The sequence below is a fragment of the Devosia sp. LC5 genome, from assembly GCF_000735585.1.
Lineage (GTDB): Bacteria > Pseudomonadota > Alphaproteobacteria > Rhizobiales > Devosiaceae > Devosia.
The window spans coordinates 123,095-137,346 of sequence record NZ_JNNO01000046.1 but is presented as its reverse complement, the minus strand read 5'-3'; the positions used below and the strand labels follow the sequence as shown (position 1 = coordinate 137,346).

Genomic DNA, 14,252 nt, shown 5'->3' with positions numbered 1-14,252 from the left:
TGGACCCTGGCTTGTCGTCTCCTCCCAAAAGTTGACTGGCTTAGGCATGTTTTCTGTTAAGACCTTCCACAGGCCCGTGCAAGGGCACTCCGGCAGAGTCCCCAGCTGACGTCACCCTTTTGCCACAGTGCAATTTTGGCTTTCCTGCGCTACCCGCCATAGTAGAACCGCATTTGCCCCGAGGTATCGCCACCTCACGCCGATATCGCAAAGGAATACACATGACGCATACCGCTACGCCGCGCCGTTTCGCAGGCACCCTGCCCCACATTGCCGTGGCCCTGCTGACAGCCGCAGCGCTCGCCGGATGCAGCATGGGCGGCGGTGGCAGCACCGGCATTGCGCTGGCGCCCGGCCTCAGCGCCCGCATGGACCAGCCGGGCGCGAGCCTGGACCGTGCCCAGGCGCTTGGCATTGTCAATGCCTACCGCGCCACCAATGGCATTGCGCCGCTGGCGCCCGATACCGGCCTTGACGGCACGGCCCAGGCCCTCGCCAATCAATATGCCCAGACCGGCACCCCGCCCAAGACCCCGCAGGGCCTGCGCGTCATGAAGCTCAGCGCCGGTTACGCCACCTTTGCCGAAACCTTCTCCGGCTGGCGCAACAACCCGGCCGATGCGGCGGGTCTCACCTCTGCCGGCAGCAAGGCCGGGGTTGCCATGGCATTCAATCCCGCTTCCAGCTACGGCGTCTATTGGGTGCTCGTTGTTGGCGACTGAGCCCAGGCTCATCGACGCAAGGGGCCTCAAATGCCCCCTTCCGGTACTGCGCATGGAGAAGCAGCTGCAAAGCCTGCCCTCCGGCGCGGCGCTGACCGTGCTCGCCACCGACCCGATGGCCAAGGTGGATATCCCGCTCTATTGCCGCCAGAACGGGCATGCCTGCGCCGTCACCACCGAAGGCGGCGTCCTGCGGTTTTCCATCCTTAAAAGCTGATCAAAAAACCGGCCGCGGCAGTGGAAACGGAATATCCCCGCCCGTTGCCGCTGGCATCCCGGGCCGCAACCCGCCATCCAGCGCCGCCTCCGCCGTCGTGGGCACGGCAAACACCGGCACATGTGCCGGTCGTGGCCGCGGCAGCACCACACCCACAGCCATCCGCCCCAGATCGGTTGCCACATAGCTATTGGGCACCACCGTATCGGTCAGGTAAGTCGGCTGGCCCGTGAGGCCCATGGGAAATGCCGCTTCCTGCGCCTTCACATAATCCTGCGAGCCCTTGCCGCAGATATTGGCGCGCATATCGACCGGCGCCGCACCGGGATTGTTAGCCAGGTTGAGTACTGTCTGGCCGCTCGGCTGCATGCTGCCGGACAACCCGTTGAGTACCAGTTCGGCCGCGCGTTCATTGCGCTCGCGCGCCGACGAGCCCCCCAGCACGATGGCCAGCAACCGGCGCCCATTGCGCTCCACCGTTGCCACCATATTGAGCCCGGAGGCACAGACAAAGCCGGTCTTCATACCGGTCGTACCGGAAAACTTGGTCAGCAACTCATTCTGCGATTCCAGCCGCGCCTTGCCCACCTGCACCACTTCGGTGCCGAACATCGGCAGATATTGCGGAAAGCTCTGGCGGATATAAAGCGCCAGCAAGGCCAGGTCCCGCGCCGACATATATTGCCCCGGATCGTGCAAGCCATTGGGATTGGTAAAATGGCTGGCGGTCAGCCCCATCCGGGCCGCCACGTCATTCATCTTGGCGACAAAGCCCGCCTCGCTCCCGCCCACGGTCTCGGCAATCGCCATGGCCGTGTCATTGGCCGATTTGACGATCATCACATAAAGCGCGTCCTTGAGCGTCATGGCGCTGCCCACCGGCAGGCCCGAGCGCGACGGCGCTTGCTTGAGCGCCTTGGCCGACAGGATCACCGGCGTATCGAGCGTCACCGTGCCCTTGGCGATTTCCTCGAACACCACATAGGCCGTCATCATCTTGGTCAGCGATGCCGGATGCCAGGGCTGTCCGGCGTCCTGCGCATAGAGCACATCGAGATTGTCCATATCGACCAGCAGCATCGGATTGGCCCGCGCAGCTCCAAGGGCGGCGGCAAGGCTGACAAGACAGGCAAAGGCGAAAAGGCCGAGACGGCGGGCAAACGGCAAGTGACAAAGTCTCCGATATGTCGGGAAGGCGCCTCCTCTTACCAGCGCCCTCCCCTTATCTCAATGTAGCCAGGCCCCCGGTGACAGGCTTTTGACCGCTCCCGGCACCCTCTGGCAGCACAAGCGTTCAACTTTGTGGCGGCACGGACACGAGGCCAACGACTTGCCCCCTAGGCACAAGCAGTAACCGTGTTTATATTTGTGCCTAAGTTCTTCAGGCCTAAGGTTCGCACATGCCTCTCACCGATACCTCCAAATCCGCCAATTGCCTGGCCATGTCCGACGTGCTCAACCGCATCGGCGACAAGTGGAGCGTCATGGTCGTGGGCATTCTCGGCCAGAATGGCACGCTGCGCTTCAACGAGCTCAAGCGCATGATCAATGGCGTCTCCCAGCGCATGCTGACCCTGACCCTGCGCAATCTCGAGCGCGATGGATTGGTCACCCGCACCATCTATCCCGAAGTGCCGCCGCGCGTGGAATATAGCCTGACCGAGCTGGGCAAGACCCTCCAGGTGCCAATCAGCGGCCTTTGGGACTGGTCGGCCGAACATCACGGCACGATCATGGAAGCCCGCGCCATCTACGACGCCCGCGAAACCACAACCACCCCGGCCGAACCCCGCAAGGCCGCCTACGCCCGCGACTGATCGGGCATGTGGACGCGGTCCGTATTGGCAGGCCAAATCTGTGCATTTGGCATCGAGCCCGGTGACGCGATTCTGGTGCATGCCGGGCTGCGCTCGGTCGGACCCATGCTGGGCGGGCCCGATGCCCTGATCGCAGCGCTCATGGATGCAGTCGGGCCCACCGGCACAATCCTGGGCTATTGCGACTGGATCTATGACGACCGCGACCTGCCGGACCCGGCTTTGCGCGTCGATGTGCCCCCGTTCGATCCCGAACGCTCCCGCGCCACGCGCGACAATGGTGCTTTTCCCGAATTGCTGCGCACCACGCCCGGCGCCCGCCGCAGCGCCAATCCCGGCGCCTCCTTTGCCGCCCTGGGCGGCAAGGCCGGCTGGTTCACCGCCGACCATGCACTCGACTATGGCTATGGCCCGCAATCGCCCTTGGGCAAGCTGGTCGAGGCGGGCGGCAAGACCATGCTGATCGGGGCGCCGCTCGACACCATGACCCTGCTGCACCATGCCGAACATCTCGCCGACATTCCCGGCAAGCGCGTGCGCCGCTATCAATCGCCGATCCTGGTGGACGGGCGGACGACATGGCGCGACTTTGAGGAATTCGACACTTCCGATCCGGTGGTCGAAGGCCTGGCCGATGACTATTTCGCGGACGTGGTCGAGGATTTCCTGGCCACCGGACAGGGCCGACGCGGGCTGATCGGTCACGCCCCCTCGGTGCTGGCCGACGCCCCAGCCATCGTCGCTTTCGCGGTCGATTGGTTGGAGCATCGCTTTCCATCGTAGGACCTAGGCGTTAAAGCCGCTGTCGACTAGGATCGAGCTGCCGGTAATGCTGCGGCCCCCTGGTCCCGCCAGGTGCAGGACTGCCGCCGCGACATCGTCGGGCGCGCCGAAGCGGCCCAAGGCGTTATGCGCCAGCTGGCTCGCCGCATGAGCTCCATTGGCAGGGTTCATGTCGGTATCGGTCGAACCGGGATCGACGGTGTTGACGGTAATCCCCTGCGGCCCCAGCTCACGCGCCAGTGCCCGCGTCATGCCGGTCAGCGCCGATTTGCTGGAGACGTAAAGCGCCAGGCCTGCATTGGGAACGCGGGTCGACAGGTTGCTGCCGATCGAGATGATCCGCCCACCATTGGGCATGTGCCGCGCCGCCGCCTGCGCCGCGAAAAACGGCGCCCTGGCGTGAATGGCGAACAGCCGGTCGAAATCGGCCTGCGAAACATCGGCGAACGGCCCGCCATCACCCACCCCGGCATTATTGACCAGCACATCGAGCTTGCCGAAATGGCTCACCGTGCGTTCGACCGCCGCCACGACCGCATCCGCGTCGGCGGAATCAGCCTGGAATGCCAGCGCCTTGCGGCCAAGCTGGGTGATCTGCCGGCTGACCGCCTCGGCCCGTTCGCCATTGCTGGCAAAGGTGAATGCCACATCGGCGCCGGCTTTCGCCAGCGCAATGGCAATCGCCGCCCCAATGCCGCGACTGCCCCCGGTTACAAGGGCGACCTGGTCGAGAAGTTCGGGTTTGGACCGCATATTCGTCTCCATTTTCTAACGATCGGTACACAATAGCTAGACCGGCTTGTTATGGCTGGTCAACGGTTTTATACTGATCGGTAGAAAATCATTTGGACACCCGGTTTTGGCAGGACGCCCGCGCGAGTTTGATCGAACCAAAGCCTTGCATGATGCCATGCTGCTATTTTGGGAGCGTGGCTATGAAGGCACCTCGGTCGGCGACCTCTCCGAGGCGCTCGATATCGGCAAACCCAGTCTCTACGCCGCCTTCGGCAACAAGGAAAACCTGTTCCTCGAAGCCCTCCAGCTCTATGAAAACACCTATGGCTGCTTTTCTCCGAACGCTTTGAACGACGCACCCACCGCCCGCATTGCCTTTGCCGAAACGCTGCGGCGCAATGCCGAATCCCAGCTCAATCCCGATACGCCCCCCGGCTGTTTTATCGTGCTCGCGGCCACGGTCGGCACGCCGCAAAACGCTGAGGTGCGCGCCCACCTGACCCGCCGCCGCCAGGCCACGCGCGATCATCTGGCCGCCCGCTTGACCCGCGGCATTGCCGATGGCGACGTGCCGGCCGGGGCCGACCCGCAAGCCGTTGCCACATTCTACGCCACGGTCATCAATGGCCTCGCCATCGAAGCCCGCGACGGCGCCCGGCAGGCCGATCTCGATCGCATCGTTACCGGCGCACTGGCCGCCTGGGACTCATTGGTCGGCGCATGAAAAAGGGCGGAACGCCGCCAGCGACACCACCTGTGGCATCAGCACAAACTTTGAATAAAAGGCCCGCAAATCCCGTCATCTGATCGCCGTTTTTTGACGGGATTGGTGGCAGTCAATCGATATTCAGCTCAGAAGAGCCGAGCCAAAAGGTCCGCGCCGGCGAATATGGCGGGTCTCGATTGGTCTCAAACCACTGATGCGAGAGCACCCATGCCGAAAGAAGCGCGGCTGGTCCGTGACCAGTTGGAACAGGCCCTGTTCACGCTACCCAAGGACCCGCAGGCGCCCACCATCGGCCTGTTGATCGAGGAAGCCATCGAGGTGGCGCTCGAAATCGAGTTCACCAATCCCGTGCAGCCATCCGCCGAGGCCCATGCTAAGGATACCGGGACAGGGGAATTGGCTATGACGTTAAGCTATCGCGTGGTCGATCTTGCATCGGGGGGCCCCGAGCCGCTGGAACACGAGGTCGATGGCGTGAACTCGCCCGAGGCGGCAGCCGAAAAAGTCCTGGGCACCAAGCTCTTTCGCAGCGGGCGCAAGGCCGATTTACGCGCCCGGGTCTATTTCCAGCGCCCCGGCATGCCGCTCAGCATGGTGCGGCTCTACGCCAAGGCCATCAAGCCCGACTAGGACCAATCGACATTCACTCAGGCTGACCCGAAAATGGTGGGTTTCGAGAACCGGAGCGCAACGTACTTTTGGGTACGTGAGCACCGGAAGCGCAGAAAACTGCCATTTGCAGGCCAGCATCAGTGAATGTCGATTGGCCCTAAGCCTTCGTTCGGGAACGCTCGCGCTAGTCTCTTCGTTTCACATCCTTGCAGCTGGATTGGAGACGCGCCATGAAAACCATGACCGCCCTTTTTGACGACTATACCCTGGCGGCTCAGGCGGTACGAGGCCTGGAGGCCGCCGGCATCCCCGAAGACGATATCTCCCTCGTCGTCTCGACCCTCGATGAAGAAGTGGGCGGAGACACGCCCAACGACAAAGCCGCTGACGGGACGGGCACTGGCGCCGGTATTGGCGCCATTATCGGGGGCGCAGGCGGCCTGCTGGCCGGCCTCGGCGCTCTTGCCATACCCGGCCTTGGCCCGGTTATTGCCGCTGGCTGGCTGGTGTCGACCGCCGTCGGCGCCGTTGCCGGGGCCGCATTGGGCGGCGCCACCGGTGGCGTCATTGGCGCCCTTACCAGCTCGGGCATGCACGAACACGATGCCCATGTCTTTGCTGAAGGTGTGCGCCGCGGCGGCAGCGTCGTTTCGGTCCGCATCGACGAGAGCCGGACGGAAGTGGTCGAAGACATCTTCACCAAGGCTCAGCAGGTCGACATCACCGAACGCCGCGCCCGCTACGAAGCCGAAGGCTGGCAATATTTCGACCCCAGCGCTCCCGGCTTCAACCGTGACGCCGACCGCGAACGGCGCGGGCTCGATCATTTGCAGGGCCCATACTGAATGGACCGATCGCAGCGGCATCAGGCTTAGCTCGTAAAATTCAGCTTTGTCGGGAACCGATCCTCGTGCAAAAACAAGCGCATGTCATTGGAGCTATTTCCATGCGTCTTGGCCTGCTGGTTTCGGTGCTGATCGCTATCTCCATCCTGCCGGCGCAGGGTCAGTCTATTCTATCGCCACTCAACCCGCCGGGCTGGTCGGACCTTCGAGTTGCGGGCGGACATGTGGGCTATTGGATCAATGGCCAGCGCCTGTGCGATATCCAATATGATCCTGTCGCTCTGGAAGCCCAGATACAGCAAACCGCCATGATCTACGAGGTTTCGGTGGCCGCAATAAAGCGCGAGGCTCAGTTGCGTGCCGACGAATTCGCGCCGCACGTGACCAGCACGACGTGTCACCAGGCCCGCGAGCAGGCCAAGCGCCTCGGCATCCTGTCCGGATACAAGCCCCCGCGAGAATTTCCGCCAGCTCCGGAATCGCTGTCCAACTAGTAAATGAGCGCAAGGTCGCTCGCTGAAGCGACCGCCATTTACGACTATTTCAGGAAAATTGGTGCCCCCCGCCGGACTCGAACCGGCACGCCTTGCGGCGGAGGATTTTGAGTCCTCTGCGTCTACCATTCCGCCAGAGGGGCACAATTCATGCTCTCTAGCGCAGCTCGCCCCGCTCCGCAACAGCGTCGCTGCCGGGTCTGCGTTTTTTGCCCGCCCGCTTTGTGCCCGTCCTGCTCCCGCGAAAAAGTGAACGCTGCCAGCACTCTGCCGGGCCGCGTTAACCACGTTCCTTACCGAAGCGTTAATTTATTCCGTCGCATTTTACGGAAAACCAATACCCATATTTTCCGACCGACGAGGACGACCATGAATCGCCAGGCCCTTGCGCTTGCCACCGCACTGCTAGTCACCACTCCGGCATTTGCCGCCGATCTTGGCTGGAATGGCGGCAATAGCGGCGGCGGCTCCTTCTATTCGCCCGCCACCACCTGGAGTGGCTTTTATGCTGGCGTGAATGCCGGCTATGGCTGGGGCGAACTGACCCGCGAGCCTACCGGCGGCGGCGTCGAAACCGAGAATAATTCCAATGGCTGGAACCTGGGCGGCCAGGTCGGCTACAATATGGATATGGGCGGTTTCGTGCTGGGCGGCGAAGCCGACCTCAACTGGACCAGCATGGGCCACGAAGAAGACCTCGCCGGGATTGGCACCTCCAAGGTCGGCATCGACGCCTATGGCACGCTGCGCGGCCGCGCCGGCATGGTATTCGGCCAGGTCATGCCCTATGCAACCCTGGGCGTCGCCTGGGGCCGCGGCACGGCCAGCGTGACCGACCCATCCGATGTGATCACCAGCCAGAGCAAGAACCACCTGGGTTGGACGGCCGGCGTGGGCCTTGAAGCCGCCGCCACCGAAAATATCACCGTCAAGGCCGAATATCTCTATGTCGATCTGGGCACCCAGACCTATGGCGGCCTGCCTGGTGGCAGCATCGACGCCACCCAACGCTTCAGCGTCGTCCGCGCCGGCATCAACTACAAGTTCTAGCCTGGCGGCTGCCTGACGTCAGTGTAATCTGCCAAGGGTTTCCGAGCCCAGGCACCACAGCCTGCACGAACACGGCAACAAAATCCCGGCGCCTTGAGCGGCATGCAGCCGCGCCTGGTTGCAAATCGCCGCCCTTTCCACTCACAACGCTCCCTGGCTGGCGACAGGCAGGGATATCTCGAACAGCGCGCCGCCGCCGGGAGCGTCGCCAACCGTGATCCGGCCATGGTGACGGGTGATAATGTCCCGGACCAGGTTAAGCCCGAGGCCGGCTCCTTGATCGATCGGCAAGACGCGGTTGAAGGGCTCAAAGATCGACTGGCGATGTTCTTGCGCAATGCCGGGTCCGGTGTCGGCCACGCGCAATGAGCCATCGCGTCCCACCCCCACCCGGATCGCGGTTTTGCGGCCGCCGTGGATGACCGCGTTCTGGATGAGATTGACGATGGCCCGTGAGAGGGCAGCAGCATCACCGGCCACGGTGACGTTTTCCACTTCGGCATCGAAGGAAATTTCGTCCCCGGCCGCGATCGCCAGGGGCGCCATGTCGGCGGTGACCTGAGCGGCCAGGCTGACCAGGTTGACCGGCTGAAAAACCGTCAGATCCGCATCAAGCCTCTGCAGGTCAAGCAATTGGTTGGCCAGATTGGCCAGGCGCGCCACGTCCAGCATGAGCCGGCTGCGCTCGCTGTCATCGCGCAGCAGCTCGATCCGGGTCTGCAATATGGCGATGGGAGTGCGCAATTCGTGGGCCGCGTCGGCCAGGAAGCGCTGCCGCCGCTCCATGCCATCGTCGAGGCGCTGCAAGGCCGAATTGACCGCGCCTACCAGGGAATGGAGTTCCTCGGGCACATGGGCCGATGACAGGCGGATGCCACGCTGGTCGACGTCGATCCTGTCCGCTTCGGCCGCCACGTGGGCCACCCCCCGCAATTGGCGGGTTACCACCATCGGAATGACCAGGAAGGACACCAGGGTCAGCAGGAAGAGCAGGCCGAGAAACAGCGAATCTCCAAACGTCGCAAACAGCGCCTTGAACCCGACCTCGGGGCCGCCGCCGGTAATGATCCAGAGCGTGCCGTCATCGCGGTTCTCACGCCGCACGATGGCATTGGGCGCCTCGGACAGGCCGATATCGGCAATATTGGCGGAGTTTAGCCGCGGAAGGTCGTCCACGAGGTCCGCAACATCCTCGGGAATGTTCCCCATCTGCGCCGAATGACCATCAATATCGGTGGCATAGAACCAGAACCGGGGGTAGTCGGCCGATTTCTCGATCATCTCCTCGTCAAGCACAACCTCCAGGCCTCCTGCAGCAGTACGCTGGATCGATTCTGCAATATGCTCGATGATCCCGTCATCGAGCCCCTGCTCCTTCCGGATGAGCTGGGTGATCGGAATAGCGGCCACGCTGGTAAAGGCGATCAGCACCAGGGCTTGCATCGCCACCATGCGCCAGGTCAGCCTGACACGCAGGGACGGATAGTTCCATGGCTTCATGTTGCCGCCCGCAGCAGATAGCCAAGGCCGCGAATGCCGTGGATTTCTACGCCTGCCTTGCTCAGCTTGCGCCGCAACCGGGAGATGTGGGCATCGAGCGTATTGGACGAGATCTCATCGTCATAGCCATAAACCGCCTCTTCCAGCGCACTGCGCGGCACCGTCCTGCCCGAGCGCCGCACCAATATCTCCAGTGCCAGCAATTCACGCCGCGTCAGATCCAGCGGCTCGTCCGCCACTTCGGCATGGCGGGCGGTGAGATTGAACCGCAACAGGCCGACATTGACAGTGCTCTCCCCGATTTGGGCAGGGCGGCGCATCACCGCGCGCAATCGCGCCAGCAGCTCGTCGGTGGAAAACGGCTTGGCCAGGTAGTCGTCGGCGCCGTGGTCGAGCCCGGCAACGCGATGGTCGAGTGATCCAAGCGCCGACAGCACGATGATGGGCAGGCCGGCATGCTCCCGCCGCAGCACGGGGATCAGCGACAGGCCATCGCCATCAGGCAATTTGCGGTCAAGGAGCACCGCATCATGCACCCCGCTGCGGCAGGCCTCTTCCGCAATCTCGAGCGTGCGGGCATGATCCACCACGATGTCGTGGCGGCTGAGCGCGGCCGTCAGGGCCGCGGCCATATTCATCTCGTCTTCGACCAGCAAAATGCGCATGCACCATTCCTATCGGGCTTTCGGCAGTCTAGCGACAGACATTGCGGCTGCATTGCACGGCGCGGAACCGCTTTTTTGTTTGTGGCAGATAGTCAGCGCAGTCCTGAGCCCCTATGCTAGCAAACCAATGATCTAGAGGCTCTGAAGTCTTTTAGCTTGTAGTGGAAGACCTTGGCATGGGTACAATCAGGACGGGCACGGCAGGCTGGGTTTACGAGCCCTGGCGCGGCACCTTTTTTCCCGAAGGACTCGTTCAGAAAAAGGAGCTGGCCTATGCCAGCTCCCGCCTGGGCACGATCGAGATCAATGCCACTTTCCGCGCCACGCAAAAACCCGCCAGCTTCACCAAATGGGCCAGTGAAGCGCGCGAGGGCTTCATGTTCTCGATCAAAGGACCGCAACTGGTCACCCACATCAAGCGGCTCAAGGATTGTCGGGCCGAACTCGCCAATTTCTTCGCCTCCGGCCCCTTGGCTCTGGGCGAAAAGCTGGGGCCCTTCATCTGGCAGCTACCACCCAATCTGAGCTACAAGCCGGACGTGCTCGGTGCTTTCCTTGAATTGCTGCCCAAAACGCCCGAGCAATACACCGCCCTCGCCGCGGAGGCCGATGGCCGGCTCAAGACCCCGCCCTATCTCGACACGACTGGCGTCACCACCATTCGCCACGCCATCGAGCTGCGCAATGCCAGCTTCGACACGCCCGAAGTCCGCGACCTGCTGGCCAGCCACAATGTGGCTCAGGTCATTGCCGACACCCTCGAATACCCCGCCCGCGACTTGACCGCCGATTTCGCCTATTGCCGCCTGCAGGGCCCTGCCCGCCCCAGTGCAACGGGGTACGAGGCCGGCGACATTGCCGGCTGGGCCGAAACGATCGGCGCCTGGGACAAAACCGGCAAGGACGTCTTCGCCTATTTCGTCCACGAGGATAAGCTGCACGCCCCAGCCAATGCCATCGCACTGCGCCAGGCCTTGGGCATCACCCTGCCCGGCGATTGATCACATCGCCGTTCCCCGCTGGAATTCGCCCCAATTCGGTTTTATCGACGCTGCAAAGCGTCACACGGAACGTCCCATGCCCGCCACGATCTCCCGGCCCCTCGACAAGATCACCGCCGCCATCGCCTTCGTGCTCGGCCTTGCCACCATTGCCGGCGCCTGGGGCAGCCAGCTGATCGGCGGGCTCGTGCCCTGCGAACTCTGCCTTGAGCAGCGCCTGGCCTATTACTGGGGCCTGCCGCTTCTGCTGCTGGTGCTGCTCGCCTGGAACAGGCTGCCGCTGACGGTCTGGTACATCGCCATGGCCATCACCGCCGCCATTTTCGCCTGGGGCACCTATATGGGCGGCTTCCATGCCGGCGTCGAATGGGGCTTCTGGCCCGGCCCCACCGCCTGCACCGGCGTCGGCGACGCCATGGATTTCAATGCGCTGAGCAATATGAACGACGCCCATGTCATCGGCTGCGACGTCGTCCAGTTCCGCTTCCTCGGCATTTCGCTGGCCGGCTACAATGCCCTGATCTCGGCGGGTATCGTCGTGCTGCTGCTGATCTCGATCGCACTGCAATGGCGGGGCAACAAGCGCGCCGCTTAGGTTCGCATTGACATCTCAGCCCATCCGAACCATGTGGAAGCCAACAATTTCCGGAGTTCCCCATGGGTTTCAAGATGGGCATCGTCGGCCTGCCCAATGTCGGCAAGTCGACCCTTTTCAACGCGCTTACCCGCACCGCTGCCGCCCAGGCCGCGAACTTCCCCTTCTGCACCATCGAGCCCAATGTGGGTGAAGTCTCGGTGCCAGACGTCCGTCTCGATAAACTCGCCGCCATCGGCAAGTCGATCAACGTGCTGCCCGCCCGCATGAGCTTCGTCGACATTGCCGGCCTGGTAAAAGGCGCGTCGCAGGGCGAAGGGCTGGGCAACCAGTTCCTCGCCAATATCCGCGAATGCGACGCCATCGCCTATGTGCTGCGCTGCTTTGAAGACAACAACATCATCCACGTTTCCAACAAGGTCGATCCGCTGGCCGATGCCGAAGTGGTGGAGACCGAGCTGATGCTGGCTGATCTGGAAAGCCTCGAAAAGCGCCGCAACGGCGTCGAGAAGAAAGCCAAGCAGAACGACAAGGACGCCAAGCTCACCCTCGAGCTGATCGACCGCGCCCTGGTCCTGCTGCGCGACGGCAAATCCGCCCGCTTCGTCAAGCGCGATGCCGAGGAAGAAAAAGCCTTCCAGGAACTCCAGCTGCTGACCTCCAAGCCCGCGCTTTACGTCTGCAATGTCGATGAAGGCTCGGCCGAAAACGGCAATGCCATGAGCAAACTGGTCGAAGACTACGCCCATCAGCATGACGCAGGCGTCGTCATCATCTCGGCCGAGATCGAAAGCCAGCTGGCCCAGCTCCCCGATGCCGAACAGGCCGAATATCTCGAATCCCTGGGCCTGCACGAAGCCGGCCTCAACCGGCTGATCCGCGAGGCCTATGCCTTGCTGGGCCTGCAGACCTATTTCACCGTCGGCCCCAAGGAAACCCGCGCCTGGACCATCCACAAGGGCGACAAGGCCCCTGCAGCCGCCGGCGTCATCCACTCCGATTTCGAACGCGGCTTCATCCGCGCCCAGACCATTGCCTATGACGATTTCGTGGCCCTGGGCGGCGAAGTCCCCGCCAAGGAAGCCGGCAAAGCCCGCGACGAAGGCAAGGAATACGTCGTCAAGGACGGCGACGTGATGCTGTTCAAGTTTAATACTTGAGGCCTAGGGCCAATCGACATTCAGCTTAGAGAGCCGCGATCTGGTCCCAGAACTGAAATGTCGACTGCCCCTAATGGGTGCCGTCAAAATCTGGGAACCGCTGCTTCAACACCTCAACCGTGTGCCGCCACTTGGGTGTCTTTGGTTGGCAGACGGTGTTTTGATTGCCGAAGAGACCAATATCGTTCACCGCCTGATGCTCGGAGACGGTCTGCGTCCATTCCACAGGGACGAAGTATTCTGAGCGCTCTGGGTCATTGGCTAACTCTCGGTGGTAATTGCCACCCATGGCAACTTCCAAGATCGGACGTTCTCCATCGGCGGTCTGAACCTTGAAATTGGCAGCAGCCTCTGGCGGTCCGAGCACTCGACCAACGCCTACAAATCCAGAGCCAGGTATTTTCACCCAAACGCGGTCATTCGGGGAAAGTAAGTTCAGCGTGCGGCTGTACCACGGCCCGCCACCAGCAGAAATGAAGCCGTACTTGACCGCGTTCTCCCACGACCGCGAGTTGCCTTCGCCGAATGAGACATAGAACTCGCCATTCCAAGGCTCTTTAGGCCCAGCCGTCTTCACAGCGGCGCTCGTCTGGGTCTCTACCGGATCAATCAACCAGGCCCTACTGATAAGCTGCTGGTCGCCGAGTTGGAAAACCTGAAAGCAGAGCACGTTGATGGCAATGCCGCGCGCGTTGAGATAGCCTACGATCCTCTCGCTGCTCTCATCGAGGGATCCTGCCACGACAATGATCTGGTGGCTGTCGTTGAGCGTTTCTTCGTCGAGTGTCTGCCCGAACCGGTTTTGGAAGTCGTCCTCCAGTCGTCGACCTGGGGCGAAGCGCGCGTAGATAGCTGCAATGTCTTCGCTGGCCAGACCCTCCACCCAGCAGGCGTAGTCGAGCGCCTGGGCTACCACCTCGCGCGGCGTGCGGTCCCGCTTCATCTCGATCAGGATGAGCGCGCCATCTGGAGCGATTGCGAGAAGGTCGATCCGGCCACTGAAGCAATTGATTTGCCGACCAATGAGCATCCACTCGTCTGATAGCATTTCCGGCGCGGCAACGATCATGTCCTCGAAGAACTGCTCGGTCGCCAGCGACGTGATCGACAACGCTTGGGGTTGCGCCCCCACTTTCCAGATAGCGTGCTTTATTGCCATGTTAGACGTGCCCTTGTTTGATCTCGTTCACAAGTACTATTCCGAGAACATCTCCATGCTAATCTGATCGATAGGTGGCGATGTAGCAACGTCAGGTATTAGAAATTCAAGCTGTCAAAGCGAACAACTGACATGGGTCGAATCCGGCCATTGCAAAAAACTTATCCCCG

17 protein-coding genes and 1 tRNA gene are annotated in these 14,252 nt (G+C 62.2%); 12 read left to right on the top strand and 6 right to left on the bottom strand.

Annotated elements, in window-relative coordinates; all coding sequences use genetic code 11:
• The first annotated feature begins 221 nt into the window (after positions 1 to 221).
• Positions 222 to 722, top strand: coding sequence for a CAP domain-containing protein (locus FF80_RS19820; protein ID WP_052153793.1), 501 nt, complete (start codon positions 222 to 224; stop codon positions 720 to 722).
• Positions 619 to 939, top strand: coding sequence for a sulfurtransferase TusA family protein (locus tag FF80_RS22300; protein ID WP_081917563.1), 321 nt, complete (start codon positions 619 to 621; stop codon positions 937 to 939). Before FF80_RS19820 ends, FF80_RS22300 begins: the two co-directional genes overlap by 104 nt.
• Here FF80_RS22300 and FF80_RS19810 read toward each other — a convergent pair whose 3' ends face one another.
• Entirely contained in the window at positions 940 to 2,106 is a 1,167-nt protein-coding gene (locus FF80_RS19810; protein WP_052153792.1) for a D-alanyl-D-alanine carboxypeptidase family protein, read from the bottom strand.
• 233 nt (positions 2,107 to 2,339) lie between these two features.
• On the opposite strand from FF80_RS19810, the gene FF80_RS19805 reads away from it, so the two are divergent.
• Both FF80_RS19805 and aac(3) read left to right on the top strand, forming a co-directional pair.
• The gene (locus tag FF80_RS19805; RefSeq protein WP_035103496.1) at positions 2,340 to 2,756 is read left to right on the top strand and encodes a helix-turn-helix domain-containing protein; all 417 of its coding nucleotides are present in this window, start codon (positions 2,340 to 2,342) and stop codon (positions 2,754 to 2,756) included.
• Positions 2,757 to 2,762: 6 nt separating this feature from the next.
• Entirely contained in the window at positions 2,763 to 3,539 is a 777-nt protein-coding gene (aac(3), locus tag FF80_RS19800) for an aminoglycoside 3-N-acetyltransferase (RefSeq protein ID WP_035103494.1), read from the top strand.
• Positions 3,540 to 3,542: 3 nt separating this feature from the next.
• Here the strand turns inward: aac(3) and FF80_RS19795 are convergent, their stop codons facing one another.
• Positions 3,543 to 4,292: an SDR family oxidoreductase gene (locus FF80_RS19795; RefSeq protein ID WP_035103492.1), complete on the bottom strand. Its 750-nt coding sequence runs from the start codon at positions 4,290 to 4,292 to the stop codon at positions 3,543 to 3,545.
• A gap of 157 nt (positions 4,293 to 4,449) precedes the next feature.
• On the opposite strand from FF80_RS19795, the gene FF80_RS19790 reads away from it, so the two are divergent.
• From FF80_RS19790 to FF80_RS19775, 4 genes are all read left to right on the top strand, one after another.
• On the top strand, positions 4,450 to 4,998 hold the full coding sequence (locus tag FF80_RS19790) for a TetR/AcrR family transcriptional regulator (RefSeq protein WP_052153800.1): 549 nt from the start codon (positions 4,450 to 4,452) through the stop codon (positions 4,996 to 4,998).
• Positions 4,999 to 5,208: 210 nt separating this feature from the next.
• Positions 5,209 to 5,631 (top strand): hypothetical protein, encoded by a 423-nt coding sequence (locus FF80_RS19785; protein WP_035103489.1) that lies wholly within the window; start codon positions 5,209 to 5,211, stop codon positions 5,629 to 5,631.
• Positions 5,632 to 5,843: 212 nt separating this feature from the next.
• Entirely contained in the window at positions 5,844 to 6,458 is a 615-nt protein-coding gene (locus tag FF80_RS19780; RefSeq protein ID WP_035103488.1) for a hypothetical protein, read from the top strand.
• Positions 6,459 to 6,559: 101 nt separating this feature from the next.
• Positions 6,560 to 6,952 (top strand): hypothetical protein, encoded by a 393-nt coding sequence (locus FF80_RS19775; protein WP_035103487.1) that lies wholly within the window; start codon positions 6,560 to 6,562, stop codon positions 6,950 to 6,952.
• 59 nt (positions 6,953 to 7,011) lie between these two features.
• On the opposite strand, the gene FF80_RS19770 is transcribed toward FF80_RS19775, so the two are convergent.
• Positions 7,012 to 7,095 (bottom strand) — tRNA-Leu (locus FF80_RS19770).
• 226 nt (positions 7,096 to 7,321) lie between these two features.
• Between FF80_RS19770 and FF80_RS19765 the strand changes: the two genes are divergently transcribed.
• The gene (locus FF80_RS19765) at positions 7,322 to 8,002 is read left to right on the top strand and encodes an outer membrane protein (protein WP_035103486.1); all 681 of its coding nucleotides are present in this window, start codon (positions 7,322 to 7,324) and stop codon (positions 8,000 to 8,002) included.
• A gap of 141 nt (positions 8,003 to 8,143) precedes the next feature.
• Here FF80_RS19765 and FF80_RS19760 read toward each other — a convergent pair whose 3' ends face one another.
• Together FF80_RS19760 and FF80_RS19755 are read right to left on the bottom strand one after the other, a co-directional pair.
• Positions 8,144 to 9,502, bottom strand: coding sequence for a HAMP domain-containing sensor histidine kinase (locus FF80_RS19760; protein ID WP_035103485.1), 1,359 nt, complete (start codon positions 9,500 to 9,502; stop codon positions 8,144 to 8,146).
• On the bottom strand, positions 9,499 to 10,167 hold the full coding sequence (locus FF80_RS19755) for a response regulator transcription factor (protein ID WP_035103484.1): 669 nt from the start codon (positions 10,165 to 10,167) through the stop codon (positions 9,499 to 9,501). The genes FF80_RS19760 and FF80_RS19755 overlap by 4 nt, the downstream gene beginning before the upstream one ends.
• Positions 10,168 to 10,343: 176 nt before the next feature.
• On the opposite strand from FF80_RS19755, the gene FF80_RS19750 reads away from it, so the two are divergent.
• From FF80_RS19750 to ychF, 3 genes are all read left to right on the top strand, one after another.
• On the top strand, positions 10,344 to 11,168 hold the full coding sequence (locus FF80_RS19750; RefSeq protein WP_035103482.1) for a DUF72 domain-containing protein: 825 nt from the start codon (positions 10,344 to 10,346) through the stop codon (positions 11,166 to 11,168).
• A 76-nt stretch (positions 11,169 to 11,244) separates the two neighbouring features.
• Complete coding sequence (locus FF80_RS19745) at positions 11,245 to 11,763, top strand: disulfide bond formation protein B (protein ID WP_035103480.1); 519 nt, start codon at positions 11,245 to 11,247, stop codon at positions 11,761 to 11,763.
• A 62-nt stretch (positions 11,764 to 11,825) separates the two neighbouring features.
• A complete protein-coding gene (gene ychF, locus FF80_RS19740) occupies positions 11,826 to 12,923 on the top strand; it encodes a redox-regulated ATPase YchF (RefSeq protein ID WP_035103477.1) in 1,098 nt (365 codons plus the stop codon).
• Positions 12,924 to 12,993: 70 nt separating this feature from the next.
• On the opposite strand, the gene FF80_RS19735 is transcribed toward ychF, so the two are convergent.
• Positions 12,994 to 14,082 (bottom strand): endonuclease NucS domain-containing protein, encoded by a 1,089-nt coding sequence (locus FF80_RS19735; protein WP_035103475.1) that lies wholly within the window; start codon positions 14,080 to 14,082, stop codon positions 12,994 to 12,996.
• Positions 14,083 to 14,252: the final 170 nt, after the last annotated feature.

What these genes read in the sequence shown, in the direction of transcription:
- FF80_RS19820 (WP_052153793.1), top strand. Translation starts at nt 222, where the DNA reads ATGACGCATACCGCTACGCCGCGCCGTTTCGCAGGCACCCTGCCCCAC.
- FF80_RS22300 (WP_081917563.1), top strand. Translation starts at nt 619, where the DNA reads ATGCGGCGGGTCTCACCTCTGCCGGCAGCAAGGCCGGGGTTGCCATGG.
- FF80_RS19805 (WP_035103496.1), top strand. Translation starts at nt 2,340, where the DNA reads ATGCCTCTCACCGATACCTCCAAATCCGCCAATTGCCTGGCCATGTCC.
- FF80_RS19795 (WP_035103492.1), bottom strand. Translation starts at nt 4,292, where the DNA reads ATGCGGTCCAAACCCGAACTTCTCGACCAGGTCGCCCTTGTAACCGGG.
- FF80_RS19790 (WP_052153800.1), top strand. Translation starts at nt 4,450, where the DNA reads ATGCTGCTATTTTGGGAGCGTGGCTATGAAGGCACCTCGGTCGGCGAC.
- FF80_RS19785 (WP_035103489.1), top strand. Translation starts at nt 5,209, where the DNA reads ATGCCGAAAGAAGCGCGGCTGGTCCGTGACCAGTTGGAACAGGCCCTG.
- FF80_RS19780 (WP_035103488.1), top strand. Translation starts at nt 5,844, where the DNA reads ATGAAAACCATGACCGCCCTTTTTGACGACTATACCCTGGCGGCTCAG.
- FF80_RS19775 (WP_035103487.1), top strand. Translation starts at nt 6,560, where the DNA reads ATGCGTCTTGGCCTGCTGGTTTCGGTGCTGATCGCTATCTCCATCCTG.
- FF80_RS19765 (WP_035103486.1), top strand. Translation starts at nt 7,322, where the DNA reads ATGAATCGCCAGGCCCTTGCGCTTGCCACCGCACTGCTAGTCACCACT.
- FF80_RS19760 (WP_035103485.1), bottom strand. Translation starts at nt 9,502, where the DNA reads ATGAAGCCATGGAACTATCCGTCCCTGCGTGTCAGGCTGACCTGGCGC.
- FF80_RS19755 (WP_035103484.1), bottom strand. Translation starts at nt 10,167, where the DNA reads ATGCGCATTTTGCTGGTCGAAGACGAGATGAATATGGCCGCGGCCCTG.
- FF80_RS19750 (WP_035103482.1), top strand. Translation starts at nt 10,344, where the DNA reads ATGGGTACAATCAGGACGGGCACGGCAGGCTGGGTTTACGAGCCCTGG.
- FF80_RS19745 (WP_035103480.1), top strand. Translation starts at nt 11,245, where the DNA reads ATGCCCGCCACGATCTCCCGGCCCCTCGACAAGATCACCGCCGCCATC.
- ychF (WP_035103477.1), top strand. Translation starts at nt 11,826, where the DNA reads ATGGGTTTCAAGATGGGCATCGTCGGCCTGCCCAATGTCGGCAAGTCG.
- FF80_RS19735 (WP_035103475.1), bottom strand. Translation starts at nt 14,082, where the DNA reads ATGGCAATAAAGCACGCTATCTGGAAAGTGGGGGCGCAACCCCAAGCG.